14 protein-coding genes and 1 riboswitch are annotated in these 16,714 nt (G+C 38.5%); of the genes, 3 read left to right on the top strand and 11 right to left on the bottom strand.

Features of this window, described 5'->3' with window-relative positions:
* Positions 1 to 153 precede the first annotated feature (153 nt).
* Positions 154 to 972, bottom strand: coding sequence for an REP-associated tyrosine transposase (locus ACI48O_RS09845; protein WP_435561618.1), 819 nt, complete (start codon positions 970 to 972; stop codon positions 154 to 156).
* A gap of 347 nt (positions 973 to 1,319) precedes the next feature.
* A complete protein-coding gene (locus ACI48O_RS09840; RefSeq protein ID WP_435561617.1) occupies positions 1,320 to 2,630 on the bottom strand; it encodes a S8 family peptidase in 1,311 nt (436 codons plus the stop codon).
* Between the two features lie 595 nt (positions 2,631 to 3,225).
* On the opposite strand from ACI48O_RS09840, the gene ACI48O_RS09835 reads away from it, so the two are divergent.
* The 3 genes from ACI48O_RS09835 to ACI48O_RS09825 all read left to right on the top strand — a co-directional run bounded on the left by ACI48O_RS09835 (position 3,226) and on the right by ACI48O_RS09825 (position 6,282).
* Positions 3,226 to 4,416: an argininosuccinate synthase-related protein gene (locus ACI48O_RS09835; protein ID WP_435561616.1), complete on the top strand. Its 1,191-nt coding sequence runs from the start codon at positions 3,226 to 3,228 to the stop codon at positions 4,414 to 4,416.
* Between the two features lie 44 nt (positions 4,417 to 4,460).
* The gene (locus tag ACI48O_RS09830; RefSeq protein WP_435561615.1) at positions 4,461 to 5,216 is read left to right on the top strand and encodes a 2OG-Fe dioxygenase family protein; all 756 of its coding nucleotides are present in this window, start codon (positions 4,461 to 4,463) and stop codon (positions 5,214 to 5,216) included.
* Between the two features lie 163 nt (positions 5,217 to 5,379).
* Entirely contained in the window at positions 5,380 to 6,282 is a 903-nt protein-coding gene (locus tag ACI48O_RS09825; RefSeq protein ID WP_435561614.1) for a DMT family transporter, read from the top strand.
* Positions 6,283 to 6,566: 284 nt separating this feature from the next.
* Here the strand turns inward: ACI48O_RS09825 and ACI48O_RS09820 are convergent, their stop codons facing one another.
* The 9 genes from ACI48O_RS09820 to ACI48O_RS09780 form a co-directional block, all read right to left on the bottom strand.
* Positions 6,567 to 7,115, bottom strand: coding sequence for a hypothetical protein (locus tag ACI48O_RS09820; protein ID WP_435561613.1), 549 nt, complete (start codon positions 7,113 to 7,115; stop codon positions 6,567 to 6,569).
* A 222-nt stretch (positions 7,116 to 7,337) separates the two neighbouring features.
* Positions 7,338 to 8,309 (bottom strand): hypothetical protein, encoded by a 972-nt coding sequence (locus ACI48O_RS09815; RefSeq protein ID WP_435561612.1) that lies wholly within the window; start codon positions 8,307 to 8,309, stop codon positions 7,338 to 7,340.
* A 525-nt stretch (positions 8,310 to 8,834) separates the two neighbouring features.
* Positions 8,835 to 9,029, bottom strand: coding sequence for a hypothetical protein (locus tag ACI48O_RS09810; protein ID WP_435561611.1), 195 nt, complete (start codon positions 9,027 to 9,029; stop codon positions 8,835 to 8,837).
* Between the two features lie 200 nt (positions 9,030 to 9,229).
* The gene (locus tag ACI48O_RS09805; RefSeq protein WP_435561610.1) at positions 9,230 to 9,964 is read right to left on the bottom strand and encodes an amino acid ABC transporter ATP-binding protein; all 735 of its coding nucleotides are present in this window, start codon (positions 9,962 to 9,964) and stop codon (positions 9,230 to 9,232) included.
* A gap of 18 nt (positions 9,965 to 9,982) precedes the next feature.
* Positions 9,983 to 10,765, bottom strand: coding sequence for an amino acid ABC transporter permease (locus ACI48O_RS09800; RefSeq protein ID WP_435561609.1), 783 nt, complete (start codon positions 10,763 to 10,765; stop codon positions 9,983 to 9,985).
* Between the two features lie 60 nt (positions 10,766 to 10,825).
* Positions 10,826 to 11,665, bottom strand: a complete 840-nt coding sequence (locus ACI48O_RS09795) for a transporter substrate-binding domain-containing protein (RefSeq protein ID WP_435561608.1) — start codon at positions 11,663 to 11,665, stop codon at positions 10,826 to 10,828.
* Between the two features lie 175 nt (positions 11,666 to 11,840).
* Positions 11,841 to 12,022, bottom strand: a riboswitch (Lysine riboswitch).
* Between the two features lie 148 nt (positions 12,023 to 12,170).
* Positions 12,171 to 12,641 (bottom strand): inner membrane protein YiaA, encoded by a 471-nt coding sequence (gene yiaA, locus ACI48O_RS09790; protein ID WP_435561607.1) that lies wholly within the window; start codon positions 12,639 to 12,641, stop codon positions 12,171 to 12,173.
* Positions 12,642 to 12,861: 220 nt separating this feature from the next.
* Positions 12,862 to 13,446, bottom strand: a complete 585-nt coding sequence (locus ACI48O_RS09785) for a YpiB family protein (RefSeq protein ID WP_435561606.1) — start codon at positions 13,444 to 13,446, stop codon at positions 12,862 to 12,864.
* Positions 13,447 to 13,705: 259 nt separating this feature from the next.
* Positions 13,706 to 16,651, bottom strand: coding sequence for a fibronectin type III domain-containing protein (locus tag ACI48O_RS09780; RefSeq protein WP_435561632.1), 2,946 nt, complete (start codon positions 16,649 to 16,651; stop codon positions 13,706 to 13,708).
* Positions 16,652 to 16,714 lie beyond the last annotated feature (63 nt).

Raw genomic sequence — 16,714 nt, 5'->3', positions numbered from 1 at the left:
TGAAACTCCCTTACCACCATAAGTTTAAATTCTTCACTATATTTACTCAAAATAAACACCCCAAAAGTCAGATTTTACTCTAACTTTTGGGGTGCAGTACACTCTTGCGTCCCTCTTTCTTTGCTTCTGAAGCACAAAGGGCAAGCTCTCTCGCTACCCGCGAATAGAATCACGAGAACCGTCCCTCTGCGCCTTTTGCGCCTTCCTAATTAAATTAACCGAAACTCCTAATATTCTTGCTGATTGTCGTTGTGAAAGCCCCTCGATTCCTTTTAGTTTTTTGAATATCCCATTCCTCTCGACCTTTGGCAGGCTCTTTACGTGTGCGATTTCCACCTCACCTAGCAGCTTTTTGATTTCAATCCGCGCCTCTTCATCCGTTAATCTTCTTTTATTCAACTCATCTTCAAGGCACTTATCTTCATTGTGTCTTTCGTTAAATTCTTTGAATCTATCTTTGGCAATTGTTAGATCCGGTGAAATCTTGCTAAAAATAAAATCAGCATCAAGCAACTTAATAGGATAATCATGCCGACCATAATATTCATGATAGCTACTCCACCTCCATTCATGAACCCGGCCAACCATCCCTGCTTTCAAAGGATTTTGGTGGATATACCTGATCACTCTGAATAAATATTGATTCGTTTCAACATTTTCACTTTTGTATCGATCCTGAAACAAATGTCCAGTTGTTCGGTACTTCAAGTTATAGTAATAGACAAAACTAACACCAATACGTTTCATTGTAATAGAAAGGTCTTCACTGCCTTCCTTCAACAAGAGATGGACATGATTGTTCATTAAACACCAGGCATAAACGTTCATTTCAGATTTAGTCTTATATTTTCCGATAATATCAAGAAATTTAAAGCAGTCTTCATCATCATGAAATATTTCTTGTCGATTAGCACCCCTTATGATGACATGGTATATCCCAGTTCTACTTTTTCGCCTTGCTTCACGAGGCAATAAAATCACCACTTTCCGAAGCAAAGGGTCAGTTATCTTGTTTTTTCACACGGAATAAAGCACAAGAACCGTCCCCGTGCTTCAATTTGATTGGGTTTACGAGATGGAGTTAAGTGTTTACAGGTTTGAGGTTTAATAATAAGAAGGTGGTCTAACTAATAATTGGGGCAGGCAGTAATGTAAGGCTAACACTTTATACTTTTAATCATTTCATGGCATCCTCCTCTTCTAATCTATCATATAATGATTTGCCCAAATTTTCACCTTTTTGAAGCAAGGGGACGGTTCTCGTGTTCAAAAAAGAACACGAGAACCGTCCCCTTGAGCCCCCTGAGCCCCAATAGCCCCTAAATTGAATTGTCCCCGTTGATGTAGCCCGCTCCGTAGGTGTTGTAATCTTGGCCTTTCCATTTGTCGGTGCCGTTTAGCAACCGTTTTTTTATTTCGACAGGTGGCAGATTTGGGTTTGCCTCTTTAATTAAGGCAACAATTCCTGCACAAAGTGGTGTGGCCATTGATGTACCTGATAAAGTGAAATAATCATTGCCCACCCGGTTGCTCTTTTGTAATTTATCCAAATAGGAATTAGGTGAGCGCAAAGAAATGATATTCACACCTGGAGCTAGAATATCCGGTTTATCAACACGATATAGCGTTTGTCCCCTGCTGGAAAAACTCGCAACATCGTCATCTTCTTTGTCAACGGTATTCCGGTCATCGAGTGCCCCAACTGTTATCACTTCATTACTTATCCCCGGACTGCTAATAGTATTAGGTCTTGGTCCACTATTCCCGGCTGCAACACAGACCACAATTCCGCGGGCCCAAGCATCTTCTACTATTTTGACCATTGGATCATCATTTTCTGATCGATAATTTTGTGCTGCGCTCCCTAACGACATGCTGATAATATCGATTTTATCAGGGTTATTTTCGTCTTCATTGTACTGGATACACCATTCAACCCCTCTCATAACGGTTTCAAGAGAGCCTGAGCCTAATTTATCTAGCACCTTCACCCCTATCAAATCCGCGCCGGGAGCAGGCCCCGCATATTGTGCAGAAGCAGAAGCGGCACATCCTGCACAGTGAGTTCCATGTCCGTTATCATCATAAGCCTCGGCTCTATTATTAATAAAATCTACAAAACCTTTAATTCTATCTCCCAAATCTGGATGTTGATGAATACCTGTATCTATTACTGCAATTTTAACGCCGCTGCCTGTTAATTCCTTACCGTTTCTTACGATTTTTTTTGCATTGGCTGAGGGTACACCTACATTAAGAAGGGCCCGAACCTCTGTATTTAAATACACTCTTTTAATATGGTTACAGCTAGAGAGCACTCCTTCTAAACCATTAGGGGTCATATCTGCACTACAGCAGGAAACCCTGGAGAAGTGGTGTCTAATTCTATTTCTCATGTGCTGTTTCATAACTCCCTCTACTTCTTGACACCCAGTATCATAGCATCCATCTTCGAACTCAATTATGACCGAAAACTTTCGACTTTTCTTTAAAGCCCCTTCAAATAAATTATGCAAAAAGCAAGGAGTCCATTTAAAGGGTTTATAGAGATTTAAGATTTTTTCCCGTAATGGGTGATCCAATTTATCTGCATGAGCACGGACCATCTGAACCATCGAATAACCGAACAATCAATATCCCTCCAACTATACTTTTCGTACAGTTTATGAGAATAAGAGGATATTGCTTGAGCGCTTGTCCTGTTTGAATAAAAAGGGCGTACAGAGAGACTGTTCTTTTGGCACGTTACCTCTCAACTACAATAGCATGAAGAAAACCTAACACCAAATTCAACTTGAATACCAGTTTTTGAGCATTATGACCATTCTCAAAATCTGACTAATTCCTCAATAATCCTCCTTTTATGATTTGTAAAGACTTTCAACGTCCTAATAAGCCCTTGTAAATTGATGGTAAAAATTTGTAAAAATACACAAATATGGTTGAACACCCTTTTTGTGTATATTATATTCGATTAATAAATTAACATTATTTTTTAGATGTTAATGCAACTAATTCTAAAAGGCGGTGCTACCATAAGAATATTTTAGCGGAAATTATTTTTTTCTGCGCTGTTTTGATTTCTTCACATTGCAGCATTTCCTAGGGCCTTTATTCCATTAGCCAGTTTTTTTCAAAGGAGATCAATATTTGTCAAAATGTTTTGGCTTACTCTTTCATCCAGAAGACTGATTAAAAATTTAAACGAAGGACCAGGTGAGGTAATTGAATAAAAATAAAAGAATACGTAGTATCGAAGATTTGCGAGAAGTGGTTACTCCAGAATCTCGAGTACTAACTCTTTTTAGTGGTGGATTAGACAGTGCTTATCTTTTATATCTTCTCTCCCAACAAAAATGCACTAACGTTACTGCTCTATCAGTGGATTTAGGAGACGATCTTGATTATGAAGAAATTAAAAATCTTGCTGCTAAGTTAGGCGCAAATTCAATAATAATAGATAGAAAAAAAGAATTTGTTCAAAATTTTATTGTACCAGCTATCGCCTCAAAGTCTATTTATTTTGGTGTACACCCTATTAGTTCTTCACTTAGCCGCCCACTTATCGCTAAGGAGGCAGTGGATTTAGCCGGGCAGTTAAATTGCGATGTAATTCTACACACAGCAAATCAATCACAGAATAGTTTAAGACGTTTAAATGGCGCAATTGAACAACTAGACTTTAATGGATATTATGGTACTCCTTATGAATTTAGTGCTCTTACAAGAAAGGAAAAAGCACAAAATCTTTATAAATTCGGTATTGAATCATTCAATAAAAGAAACTACAGTGGTGATTCAAATCTATGGTGCCGGGAATTTGAGTCAGGTATGTTGGATGATCCAGAGGATTTTAGAACACCTGAAACACTATATAGATGGAGCTCATCACAATCCACTAAGGAATCAAGTCAAATATCTATAACTTTCGAAGGTGGAATACCTACTTATGTAAACGGGACTAAGATGCCTTTATTACAAATGATTGAATTCCTAAATAGTAACGTAGGCGCTTACGGATTGGGGCGTTTTACAGGACTTGAGCATCTTGCAGGTGGAGAAAAAGTCCTTGAAGTTCGAGAAATGCCTGCAGCACATATTCTTCTTGATGCATATCGCCATTTAGAAACTGCATGTATAGGCGCGGAAACGATTCGTGAGAAATTAAGTGTTGAGCAAATTTGGGTAAGAGAAGCTATTGAAGGAAGATGGTTTGAAACCTTAAAAGAAGCGGCTGAAATGTTTATATTAAATGTTTCTAAGAAGGTTAGTGGCACTATAACTTATCGTTTAGACTGGCGTACATTAGAGGTTAAATCATACCGTGCAAATAAACCAATTTATATTCGTGATCGAGACAATTGGGAAAAAGAAGAAGCTAATCGACAACGAATCAAAATTCCATCATTAGCTTAATATTTTAATAAAAAATTAGAATTAATAGAAGAGGTGGAATAAAAATGAATGGATCATTAAATAATCTTGTAATCACCAATGATAAAAATCTTCTAAAGAATGAGGCTTCTATTCAGATAAAAACAAATGGTGCGGTTTTTATTGAAGGAGAGAAACTTAGGGAACAAGAATTCTTTTCTAAGGGTAGTTGGAACGAGTTTTCTAGCAGCTGGAACGCTTTGACAATCGATAAATACATGGGCGATAATGGAAAATATAGATTTAGACGTTTTAGTGAATTTTGTTATTCCTCGGAAAATGGTGACCTTTCCCTTCTTCCACACAAACCTTATAGTCAGCCAAGTTATATTAACTCGCTTAACGGGGGAATTGAAAGACATTTTGATCCACTTGAGGATTATGTTGTAAAGAATGAATTTTTTACTGGATACTTGAAATGGTGCGCCGAGGTCTTTAATCAAACTGAAAAAAGGCAACATAATTGGAACATCAAAATACATCCATATCGGATTTTTGCTCAAGAAGGTGTTGCAGGGTTACCAACACCCGAAGGAATTCACCGGGATGGTGTTTCTTACATTACCATCATGATGGTTCAACGCAATAATATAGTAGGTGGTGAATCTACTATTTATGATAATGAGAAAAATGAAATCGGTACGGTTACTCTCAATCAACCTTTAGACGTAATAATGGCTGATGATGAGATAACAATGCACGGTACAACAGCAATACAAGTGGATGTATCCGGAAAAGAAGCTTATAGAGATGTATTGGTAGCAGCCTTCACTAAAGAATAACAAAAAAATTTAAAGGTAAAGAAAGCCATATACTGGATAATGTATAGGCTTTTCTTTACTTTTTATAAAAGGAATATATCAAACTTCCTATTTATGGTTTTGGGGAATAACTTTTTTGCTCAACCATAGAGAGAAATCATGAAGAGAGATGGTGCACAAAATTTTGCCTCAATTAATGGAAAGAAACATAAAGAAAAGTGAATTAATAGCCGATCTTTCTCTGCTGATGGTTGCAATAGTTTGGGGATCAAGTTATGCCGTTACAAAAATTGTCTTAGAGGACTATGATGTTTTTTCCTTTTTATTCATAAGATTCTTTTTAACCGTTGTTGTCATGCTGCTTTTTACATGGAAAAATTTGTATAATGCATCTAAAAATACCTGGATTACAGGAATTATTATTGGATTATTTTTAGTTGGTATTTTTGTTTCCGAAACATATGGTGTTCACTATACAACGGCTGCTAATGCCGGGTTTATTATCAGTCTAACTGTTGTCTTCACCCCTTTGATAGATTCTGTTGTTTCAAGAAATAGATTAAAGAGCGGCATCCTTGTAGCTGTTTTTTTATCTATTATAGGAACAGGTATGCTCACCTTAAAACAAGGATATCATTTTAATATTGGGGATTTGTTTATTTTTCTTGCAGCAATATTAAGAGCAGTTCAAATGACATTTACTAGTAAATTAACACAAGGTAAAAAAGAGATGGATTCAGGTGCTTTAACTACAATCCAGTTAGGTGTTGCTACTATTTGCTTGGGAATTATGGCAGTATCATTAAATGGCATCCATTCAATTACTGTACCTAACTCCATTTTATTTTGGTCTTTAACTTGTTATTTAGCTATATTTAGCACTCTTTTTGCATTTTATATTCAGTTAACAATGATCCGAAAGACATCTCCAACCAGAGTAGGTTTATTAATGGGTACTGAGCCATTATTTGCTGCAATATTTGCTATTTTCATAGGTAACGAATACCTTTCAGCAATTGGATGGATTGGAGGACTAATTATTATTATTGCCACTTATTATGGTCGGTACGTAGATGCAAAACATTGATGCAAAGGGGCGGCTCTCGTGCGACAAAAGCCACACAGCCGTCCACAAAAATTCAGATATTTTAACAAAGGCGATTGGCATTTCATGTAAGTTTAATCAAACGTTTGATTAATTAATTAATTAATTTGAAGAAGCTTACACTTCATTCTTCTCCGGCAATCAAACTTTTGCGATTTGTTTTGTGTCATAGAAAAAAGCTAAGGCACAACTAGTCAGTATTAACTAGTTGTGCCTTTTTGCTCGCAAAACTTCCGGATTGGCCCCAATTAGAACCGTCCCCCTGTCTACTTTCTCTTCAAATAGGTTACGATGAACAGAATGATGGAGGCAAGGGTGAAGCCTACACCGATTAATGTGCCTCCTATACCCAGCAATAGGGACTGAACGAAGTCTCTTTTTACGGAGAGGACGATTTTGGGTCCGTCGACATCTTCGTAGGCAGCCAACAGCTCGTAGGTGCCTGGTTTTTCAATCTTAAATTTGAACAAGGAAACTCCCTCACGGCCATTAAGATTGTATGAAGAGTTGGTCGATTTAACCAATTTTACAGGATCTTCCGATTCTTTCTCTTGAACCAATACCAACAACCCAGGAATATTCTCATCGGTGAGATAAACCTTCCCGTCTACCACACTCTTATGCTCATAAAAAATGGTATAAGTTCCTTCCTTATCAACCGTAAATTCTTTACTTCCCGGTGCTACAAACCGTAAATCTTTTTCACTACCACCCAGCAATTGGAATACGAGGGTAAGACTCATAGCAATACCAATTACTAAAAGCACAGCCGAAACCCCGTACATTTTTTTACTTGGACTTTTACTTAGTTCCATAGCCATCCCCTCTTCTACCTTTTACTTTTTAGATTCAATCTCCATAAAAATTTAATATAAATGGATAAGCCGAGGACTATTAACATTATTTAAATTTTTATCACTTCTCCATCAATCTATATATTACCAAAAATTCCCTAATAAAAGTAGCAAGGGGACGGTTCTTGTGCACCATTTGGTGACACAAGAACCGTCCCCTTGAATTCAAAACCGTCCCTCTATTTATTCATACTTCGCTAAAACCTCACCTGAAATATAGCCAGTGTCTGCAAAATGAGCCATTTTATAGCCACTATTCATAGACTTAATGACATTTACTTTAGATTCCTTATTGGTCAGAGGGTCTAACGCGGTTTCTTCGGCAATAAATTCTATTCCCCCTGCTCCTTCTCTATGCTCCATATATGTGTGATATTCATCTTTTGTCATATTTATTGGTTCGTTTTCAAGGCTTGATGTGGTTTCATAACTATCTATGACCCATTTACCATCTTCCTTAATAGCCGTTACAAATACATTCAAACCATAATAGTAAGAAGATTCAACTGCTAACTGGAAGGTCTTTACCTTTACTTTCGTCGGCGTATTTTCCAACACTTTCATCCTTGCATCAAAGTAAACCTCTGGGAAAAGCCCATTTTCACCATTGCTAATTATCCATGGTTTTATATTTTTAGGAAGTTCATTTTCAATCATATTTTTTGATGCAATATCAGATAAATCTTCTGGTAACAAACTCAAAACCTCTTCCGTAATGGAGTCGGTAGATTTAAGAGCATCTCCATCAAAATAACTGAATTCAATCCCCTTAATAATTCCTTCAATCTTATTATAATTCTCCATAACCTCCCTAATTTGCTCCCTCGACAAAACCTCTTCAGTAGGAACATCTTCCTTTTCCTTTGGAACTACCTCTTCAGCAGTTTTTTCTTGATCAGTTACTTTTGGTTTTCCTTCAGTCCGCTCTGCATTTTCCCCCCGGTTCAAAAAACCTGTTTCGCAGCCCACTAATACGATGAGGATCAATACTAAAGCAGGTCCCATACTAATTACAGAAACAATCCGGGGAAAAAGGGGCTTTAACTTTCTTCGTTTTAAGTGCCGGCCATCCATTTTAGCCAGAATATTTTTTTCGTCCTCTTCATTAATAACTTTATTCGGTGTAAAACTTCTTTTAGGATCTTCCTTTTTCATGGAAAGTACCCCCTTCAGATTGAGAGCAGGTTAAGCGAAGCTTTTCCCTTCCTCGGTGCAATCTGTTTTACCGCAGATTCATTTATAATGAAGCAACTTGCTGATTTCTTTTATCAAATTCTCGGCAGGGAAAGGATAAGTTGAACCATTTCTCTTTCCTAATCTTTTAATAGAAATATAGATTCCAGTGACTGTAATTCTGATTGTTTCCTTTCAAGATGATTTCCCTTATTCGAAGGAATTTAAATCACCCCCCTCTTTCCAAAAAATCCACAAGTAGGACGACGTAAAAAGGATAAAGGTTACAAAAAACAGAATAAATTACATCTGATCAACTGGAAAAATTATTCATTTTCATATTCATTCTAACATATTTTTTAAAGGGAAGATTCGTTTTATCTCTTGGGCAGGTTCAATTTTCCTGTTCATTATTGATTTAAACGAAAAAGCCCACCACGAATGTGGTGAGCATATTTCAAAAAGTATTACTTCATAAAATGGAAGCACAAGAACCGTCCCCCTGATTCAAGCGTGCAACAACACTTTTTCTTCGTGCTTATTTTCCTCAACTAACTCATCCCTGCCCAGTTCAAGCTCGTCAAAATAATTCTTATCGAAATCCATCTCTTCATAGAAGTGCTCAACCTTGTTTAATCTTTCTTCCCTTTCTGCCATTCCCAAACAGATCTCAACAATTTCATCATAGTGAGCGAATGACATAACCGCCACCTTCTTTCATTATTTGAGGGAGAGGATTTACTTCTTTTCCTCTTCTCGTTATATATATAAGAAGAAAACGGGTAAAAAATGAGCTTGAATTTTGTCAATTTGTTGAACAAAATTCAAGTGGTCAACAAAACAGGGGGACGGTTCTTGTGCACCAAAAAGGTGCGCAAGAACCGTCCCCCTGTCACCTGTCACTAACTCAAAGTTCGCTTCAGGAATTCTCTGGTTCGGGCTTCGGTTGGGTTGTTGAAGATTTGTTCGGGTGTTCCTTCTTCGGCGATAACACCTTTGTCCATAAACACGACGCGATCTGAAACCTCGCGCGCGAATTCCATTTCGTGGGTTACGATCAGCATCGTCAGGCCAGAATGTGCCAGTTCTTTCATGATCTTAAGAACGTCTCCGACCATTTCCGGGTCAAGCGCTGATGTTGGTTCGTCAAACAGCATCACATCCGGTTCCATCGATAGCGCCCGCGCGATGGCGACACGCTGCTTTTGCCCGCCTGACAGGTGCTTTGGCTTGGCGTTTACATACTTATCCATGCCCACCACCTGCAAATATTTCAGCGCGACCTTTTCAGCCTCTTCCCGGGAACGTTTCAACACCTTCATTTGTCCAACAACACAATTCATCATCACATTGAGATTATTAAACAAGTTAAATTGCTGGAATACCATTCCTAGATTTTTACGATATTCGTAAATATCATGCTTTTCATCTAATATATTTTCACCATGATAAATAATTTGACCGCCGCTTGGTTTTTCTAACAGATTGACGCAACGAAGAAGAGTGGATTTACCAGACCCAGAGGAGCCGATGATGCAGACTACTTCTCCTTTTTTCACTGAAAAATCGATGTCTTTTAATACTTCATGAGAACCAAAGGATTTGCTCAAATGCTGAATTTCAATGACAGTTTCCATGTTATCTCCTCCTTCGTCCTATACTCGATTTCCATCACTATTTTTTTCACGAACAAGCTTATCTTCAGCTGTTTCCACTTGCATTTGATTGCCCATCAAAATGTAATTGTCCGGACCATCCAGCTTTCTTTCAATTAATCGCAAAATTCTCGTTACCGTAAAGGTCATCACAAAATAAATAATACAAGCAACAAAGAACGATTCAAAATATCTAAAGTTGTTGCCGGCAATCGATTTCGTTTGGAAGTATAGCTCTGAAACCGAGATAACGTTCAGAACCGACGTATCCTTAATATTGATAACAAACTCATTCCCTGTTGCTGGTAAAATATTACGGATAACCTGTGGAATGATGATTGTAAACATCGTTTGAAAATGGTTCATCCCGATCGCTTGCGCCGCTTCAAACTGCCCCTTATCAATGGAAACAATCCCGCCGCGGACAATTTCGGACATGTATGCCCCTGTGTTAATCGATACGATAAAGATGGCTGCGTAAAAGCGGTCCATATCATAGCCAAAGGCCAATGCCGAACCATAATATATAACCATCGCTTGCACAATCATCGGCGTGCCGCGGAAAAACTCAATATAGGCAAACAGAATCGCATTTATGATTTTTAAAAATATTTTCTTTATTCCTCGTTCAGGTATTGGAATCGTTCGGATTACCCCAATCAATAAACCAATGATTGAGCCAATGATGGTCCCAACGATGGCGATGACGAGTGTTATACCGGCTCCACGAAGAAACATTGGCCCATTTTCTGAGACAATTTTGATGATCCACTCTAAGCTCATTTTTATCCTCCTACATTTATGAAACCGAATGCATCACATACACTCGGTTTCATATCTTCCTTATTTCGCTGCCGGTTGATTCTTAATGGCATTGTCCATAATTTCTTGACGCTCTTCTTCAGATATTCCAGCTAAAATTTCGTTAATTTTTTTCGTAAAAGCACTACCTTTTGCCACACCAACTGCGATTGCTGTATCATCATCAGATGTTTTAAAGCCTTCGGTAAATTCTACCATCGCAAAGTTATCGTTTGCCGATGAAGCACTCACGCCTTCTGGACGTTCAGAAACATAGCCATCAATAACACCTGATTCAAGAGCAACGCGCATTGCCGGGAAGTTATCCATTGCCGGCTCTTTTTTCACACCTTTAATTTGATCGATAACGGAGTAGTGAAATGTGTTTAATTGGGCCGTGATTTTTGCGCCACTAAAATCTTGAATCGATTTAGCGCCTTCGTACTTTCCGCCTTTTTTCACAACCATAATTAAATCTGATTTATAGTAGTTGTCTGAGAAATCAATCGTCTCTTTACGCTCTGCTGTTGGTGACATACCTGCGATAATCGCATCGATTTTTCCAGAAGTTAATGATGGTACAAGTCCATCCCATTCCGTTTTCACAATAACTAACTCTTTTCCTAAACCTTCAGCAATTTTTTTAGCGATTTCAACATCATATCCGCCAGCATATTCCGCATTGCCGTCAATTTTCACTCCACCATTGGAATCATCCATTTGAGTCCAGTTGAAAGGGGCATATCCGGCTTCAAGACCCACTTTAAACGTATCCGCTTCTTTTTTTGAAGATTCACCTGATTTTTCAGAAGAACCACAGCCTGCTAATAGAATGATAGCTGCCAGAGACATAGCTAGTAATAATGATAATTTTTTCACCATAATGATACTCTCCTTTTTTAAAATAAATATAGTTTCCAAGCCTTAAAATATGTTTCGACTGCCTCGAAGCGAGTGTGCTAGTTCATTTCTACAGGTGCTTTTTATATACAAAAAAGACCTGAGCGATGAACTCAGGTCTTATATTTATAAGTAGCCCTAAATCCTCGTTTTTCCCAAATGAGATAGCACAACTCAATAAACCGGGAAGTTTATTGAGACAGTCCTGCAGTTCTTAACTGCAGACCCAGCCAGTAATATTGGAGATATTACAAGCTTCGGCGACATTTCCTTCTCCTTAGTATCATTGCCTCTCCGGCTCCACTAAAGACTGTTAAATATCGCGCCTCTACCCCACAAGCAAAAAGTGAGGTCTATTCAATTATTATTCTAATATATTCTAAAATAGATCATAATAACTGTCAAGGTGAACAGGGGGGGCTTGTGGGTGCAAGGGGACGGTTCTTGTGCACCTTTTGGTGCCACAAGAACCGTCCCCTTGTTTCACTTAATCTCGTTCTCTAGCACGCTGGGTATCGCGAATATTTTTTTGTACCGTTATGGCAGCAAATACACTAAGCACAAAGGCCATTCCATAAAACCCTTTTTCGCTTAATACAATACTTCCGGCATTATATAACCCGATTGCCATCAAGGAAATCGAAACAATCAATGCAAACCAGCTGATTCCATAATAAATGCTCGTAACCTGAATACCTTCTTCCTTATCCCGAACCGCTTTCTGCAATGACACCGCTGAATAAAGCCCGAACACTAAAACTGCAAAATAGTAGCCTTTTTCGTTCAGCTGCATCGCGGCATTAAATAAACCGATAAGATATGCCGCTACCCCAACAATCAGCGCTGCCCATGATGCCCCTTTAAAGGCAGCAGTCGGTTCTCCTTCTTTCCGTTCAACCTTCCGTCTTGGCTCTGTTTGTTTGTCTTTATCAAAGAACCCCTCATTTTCATTTGACACTGAAATTTCTCTCCCATCTCTTATTAAAAATAAAAATGGAGCACTACAGAAAGACTGAGCACTCCTCTCTAAACCTATTATATAAAAATTACCAACAAATAACAGGGATTTTTATTCATATTTTCCATTAAAAGTATCTTCAAAAAGAGTCGTCCTTGTTGTTTCGTCAACAACTTGAACACATGAGAACCGTCCCTGTGATTTCTTCCGGTTGAGGAAATCAAGGTAACGAAGGGGCCACACCTATGATTCTTTCGCTTTTTACATCAAGCTCCTTCAGCCTGCCTGTTAAGCTTTTAAATAATTCCTCATCTTTCTGATCCAGGGCTTCATCAATCTGTTTTTTAACAAGGGCTATCTCGTAATCTAGCGAAATTTTCTCAATAAGGTCGTTTACTTCTTTTTCATACTTCTGAAATTGAGCATACTGTTTAATATTTTCTATAGCGGGTTGTTCAATCAGTTGTAAATAACGGTAATTTTCCATCTTTCCTCTAAAATGAAAAATGAGATTCACTTTTTCTGAGGGATTCATCATCAAATCTCCAATCGCAGTCGGTACTTCCTCTGATTTACGTTGTTGAAAGTAATACACAAAACCAGGTTCATCCGAACCTACGCTTGAAATCACAATCGTTTTTCGATCAAGCATAATTTTCTCCGTGAACTGAGCATTTTCAAGTATATGGAAATGATGAATGATAAATTCTATAACTTTACGTGCTTCCTTCCGTTTCAGCTGCTGATTGTCCAAAAACCATTTAAGAAAACTGCGCTTTTCAGTTGCTGACACCCATTTACCCATTCAACACACCACCATTCCCATTTTCAGCTATTTTATCATATGAAGGGCTATACCTCGCTTAATATAGAAGATATTTAGGAAAAATGTGTGAAATGCTGTTTTTTTAATCCGATTAGGGGTAAAGAACGAGTGCCGCAGAAAATGATAAGCCGCCAAAGAAACGCAAAGGGACGGTTCTTGCGTCACCGAAAGGTTCGCATGAACCGTCCCTCCCCCTATAAAAAAGAAGCAAGAGAACCGTCCCCTTGCTTCCCCTGTATCAAGGTTTGGCACTAATCACTGTTGTCCAGCCGCTGTATACTTTTGTTGTTCCAACCATTCTATAAGCTCTTGCTTTATAATAATAAGTTTTTCCAGTTGTTAGGCTGCTGTTTGTGTAATACAAAGATGTTGTGCTTTTTAGGAGGCTGTAGGTGCTTGTGCTGGATGTGGCTCTGTAAATTTCGTAGCCGCTTGCGCCAGTAACTGAACTCCATGTTAGCTTTAGGCTGGTTGAGCTTACTCTTGTTGCCTTGAAATTTGTTGGTACCGAAGGGATCGGTTTGGCCGAAACCACACTAGAATAACCACTATAAACCTTAGTACTTCCAACTAATCGATAAGCCCTAACTTTATAATAATAGGACTTATTTGTTGTCAGGCCTGTATTGTTAAAACTTGTCGCGGTCGTCGTTCCGATCCGTGAGTAAGTTCCTGTGCTGGATGTGGCTCGATACACCTCATATCCACTTGCACCAGTTACTGCAGCCCAACTTGTTTTAATACTATTGTAAGATGATGAAGCTGCCTTAACTGAACTTGGCGTTGCCGGAATAGCTTTAGAAGAAACCACTGAACTAAATTTACTATATTTTGTTGTTGTTCCAGTCTTGTAGGCTCGAACTTTATAGTAATAAGTGGTTCCCGTGTTCAGTGATGTATTGATATATGAGGTACTGGCAGTAGATGCTATTTTAGAAAAAGTCCCGGTGCTGGATGTAGATCTATAAATCTCATATCCTGAAGCCCCACTTACTGCAGACCAAGTTATTTTTACGCTATTATAGGAATTGGAGCTTGCCTTTACGTTTGTTGGTGCGATATCTTTTACTGTTACGATGATCTTATACGTCTTTTTCGTACCATCCTTTGAAGTTGATGTTAACAAAATGACATTATCGCCCAGTTTGACATTTACAGTTCCAAGCCCAGTTACTGATGTGTTTAGATCTTCGGTAATGGCTCCAACATTAATGCTAGAAAGTATACTCGGAACAGTCGTACGGTATTCATACACCCCCGGTGAAAAGCTTGGTGATAACGGATAGGTTACCGTTCCCGATTTTATCGAAATGGCAGATAGTTTTGCATTTGTTGGATCACTGATAAAAAAGGCGTTAGATTTTGAATACTGATTGGTATTCCCTACTAAATCCTCAATATTAAGCAACTCCACATTAACATTTCCAAATAGATCATTCGGAATGACATAATAAAACTCATAAGTTTTGCCATCGACCTGAGTCATTTCATACTCTTCATTAATGGCCCCAGATAACTTGATCTTCACACCCGATTTTACCGGTTCACTTAAAGTGGCGGTGAAGGAGGCGACATCTCCTGCTTCGTATATGTTTTTATCGGAAGAAAAGGTTTGAACAGTTGGTTTCACACCATCCGGATTAAATAAATTGAAGGTAAAATATCTTCCATCCCGGTTAATACCCGGGTATTTATTTCCCGCTAAGTCCTCAACATCTCGAATGTCTGCATAAACCGGACCTGTAGCATATTGATCAATTGTATATTCGTAACTATATTGAGTTTTATTTGTACCGGGAACTTCTTTCATGACTGTAGGCGATAAAACAGCACCATGATAGAATGAAAGTTTGACAATCGGTTTTATCGGTTCAGAGAACGTTGCAGTAATAACAACTTTATCACCCAGTTTACCAGTGGTTGCCGAGGCCGACATTCCTTTAACATATGGAGGCATGCCGTCCGATACAAATAAATTAGAATGTTGATATTCTCCATACAAACTGCCGTTTTGATCATAAGCGTTGCTAATTTGAGCAGCGATTGCACCGTTGACATTCACCTCAACCGGATAAGTATAGATATACTTTTTCCCGTTACTGCCGGTTACTTCCGTCATTGTCGCTGACGGTAGCGTGAAATTTTCCCCAACAAGCGTGATCTGAACACCTGGTTTAACACTTTCTGAGAAATCTGCAGTAATCGTTATTTTGTCCCCTATTTTCCCAAGCGTCTTTGATGCGGTAAGTGATTGGATAGGGAGTGGATTATTCGTTTTTGCGAAAACAGCATTTTCTGTATAACTGCCATATACAGTACCATCTACCGTTGTTACATTTTGTACAGCAGCATCAACTTGACCTTCCACATAATTACTTGGCACTGTGTAGTCCAGAGTAAATTTTGTGCCATTGCTTCCGACCACTTCATTCATTTGTGTTGCCTGTAAATCTGCTCCCCCCCTCAACTCCAATGTAAAATCAGGCTTTACACTTTGATAAAAAGTAGCTGTTAAAGTAATTTTATCTCCCGATTTTGTCTGTGTTTTGGAGGAAACTAATGATTGTAACGGAATGACTTGAAAGGCATTTTGTCTTGTTACCGGATTTCCGAATAAATCGTAAACACCAGGAAACTTTAACGTAATATTTCCAATATCGCTTGGTTTTACTGTATATGAAATAGCACGGTCCGTTTCATCCTCGACATTCATTTGTCCATCAAATAAAACAGTGTCCCCTTTCATAAGTTGCAATTGATTATCCTGAATGGTATACAACCCATTATTTCGGAGTTTAATATTTACTACATCAGTCGGTTTTACAACCTTCTTATTCACTGAAATATTCTCAGTACTTAGAATTTGATCGTCCGGAATATTCCTGGTTGCTACAACGGTTCCATCTCTTTTTAACCCCACAACATGATTGTAACCACTACTGATGGCGATAATATCTTTCCACTGACTAATATTTTTTGCCCCATCTGTAAAATCACCATTTGCAACGACTGTACCATCGTTTTTCAAACCAACTTGATGATCCCGACAGGCAGAAATCGATATAATATTCGTCCATTCTCTTGCATCTGAGATTAACCCATAGCTGTTATAGCCGACAAATACCAACGTCCCATCAGCCTTCAGCCCAACAGTATGGGAATTCCCTGTGGCAACAGCGACAATATCCGTCCAATTTCCTACATTTTTTTGTCCGCCCTCTTGGTTCGTCCCGGAACCAATAACGGT

It is taken from the genome of Neobacillus terrisolis (assembly GCF_051233475.1).
Classification (GTDB): domain Bacteria; phylum Bacillota; class Bacilli; order Bacillales; family Cytobacillaceae; genus Bacillus_BU.
Note: the sequence above shows the minus strand (reverse complement) of the source record. Positions and strands in the feature narration are given on the sequence as shown.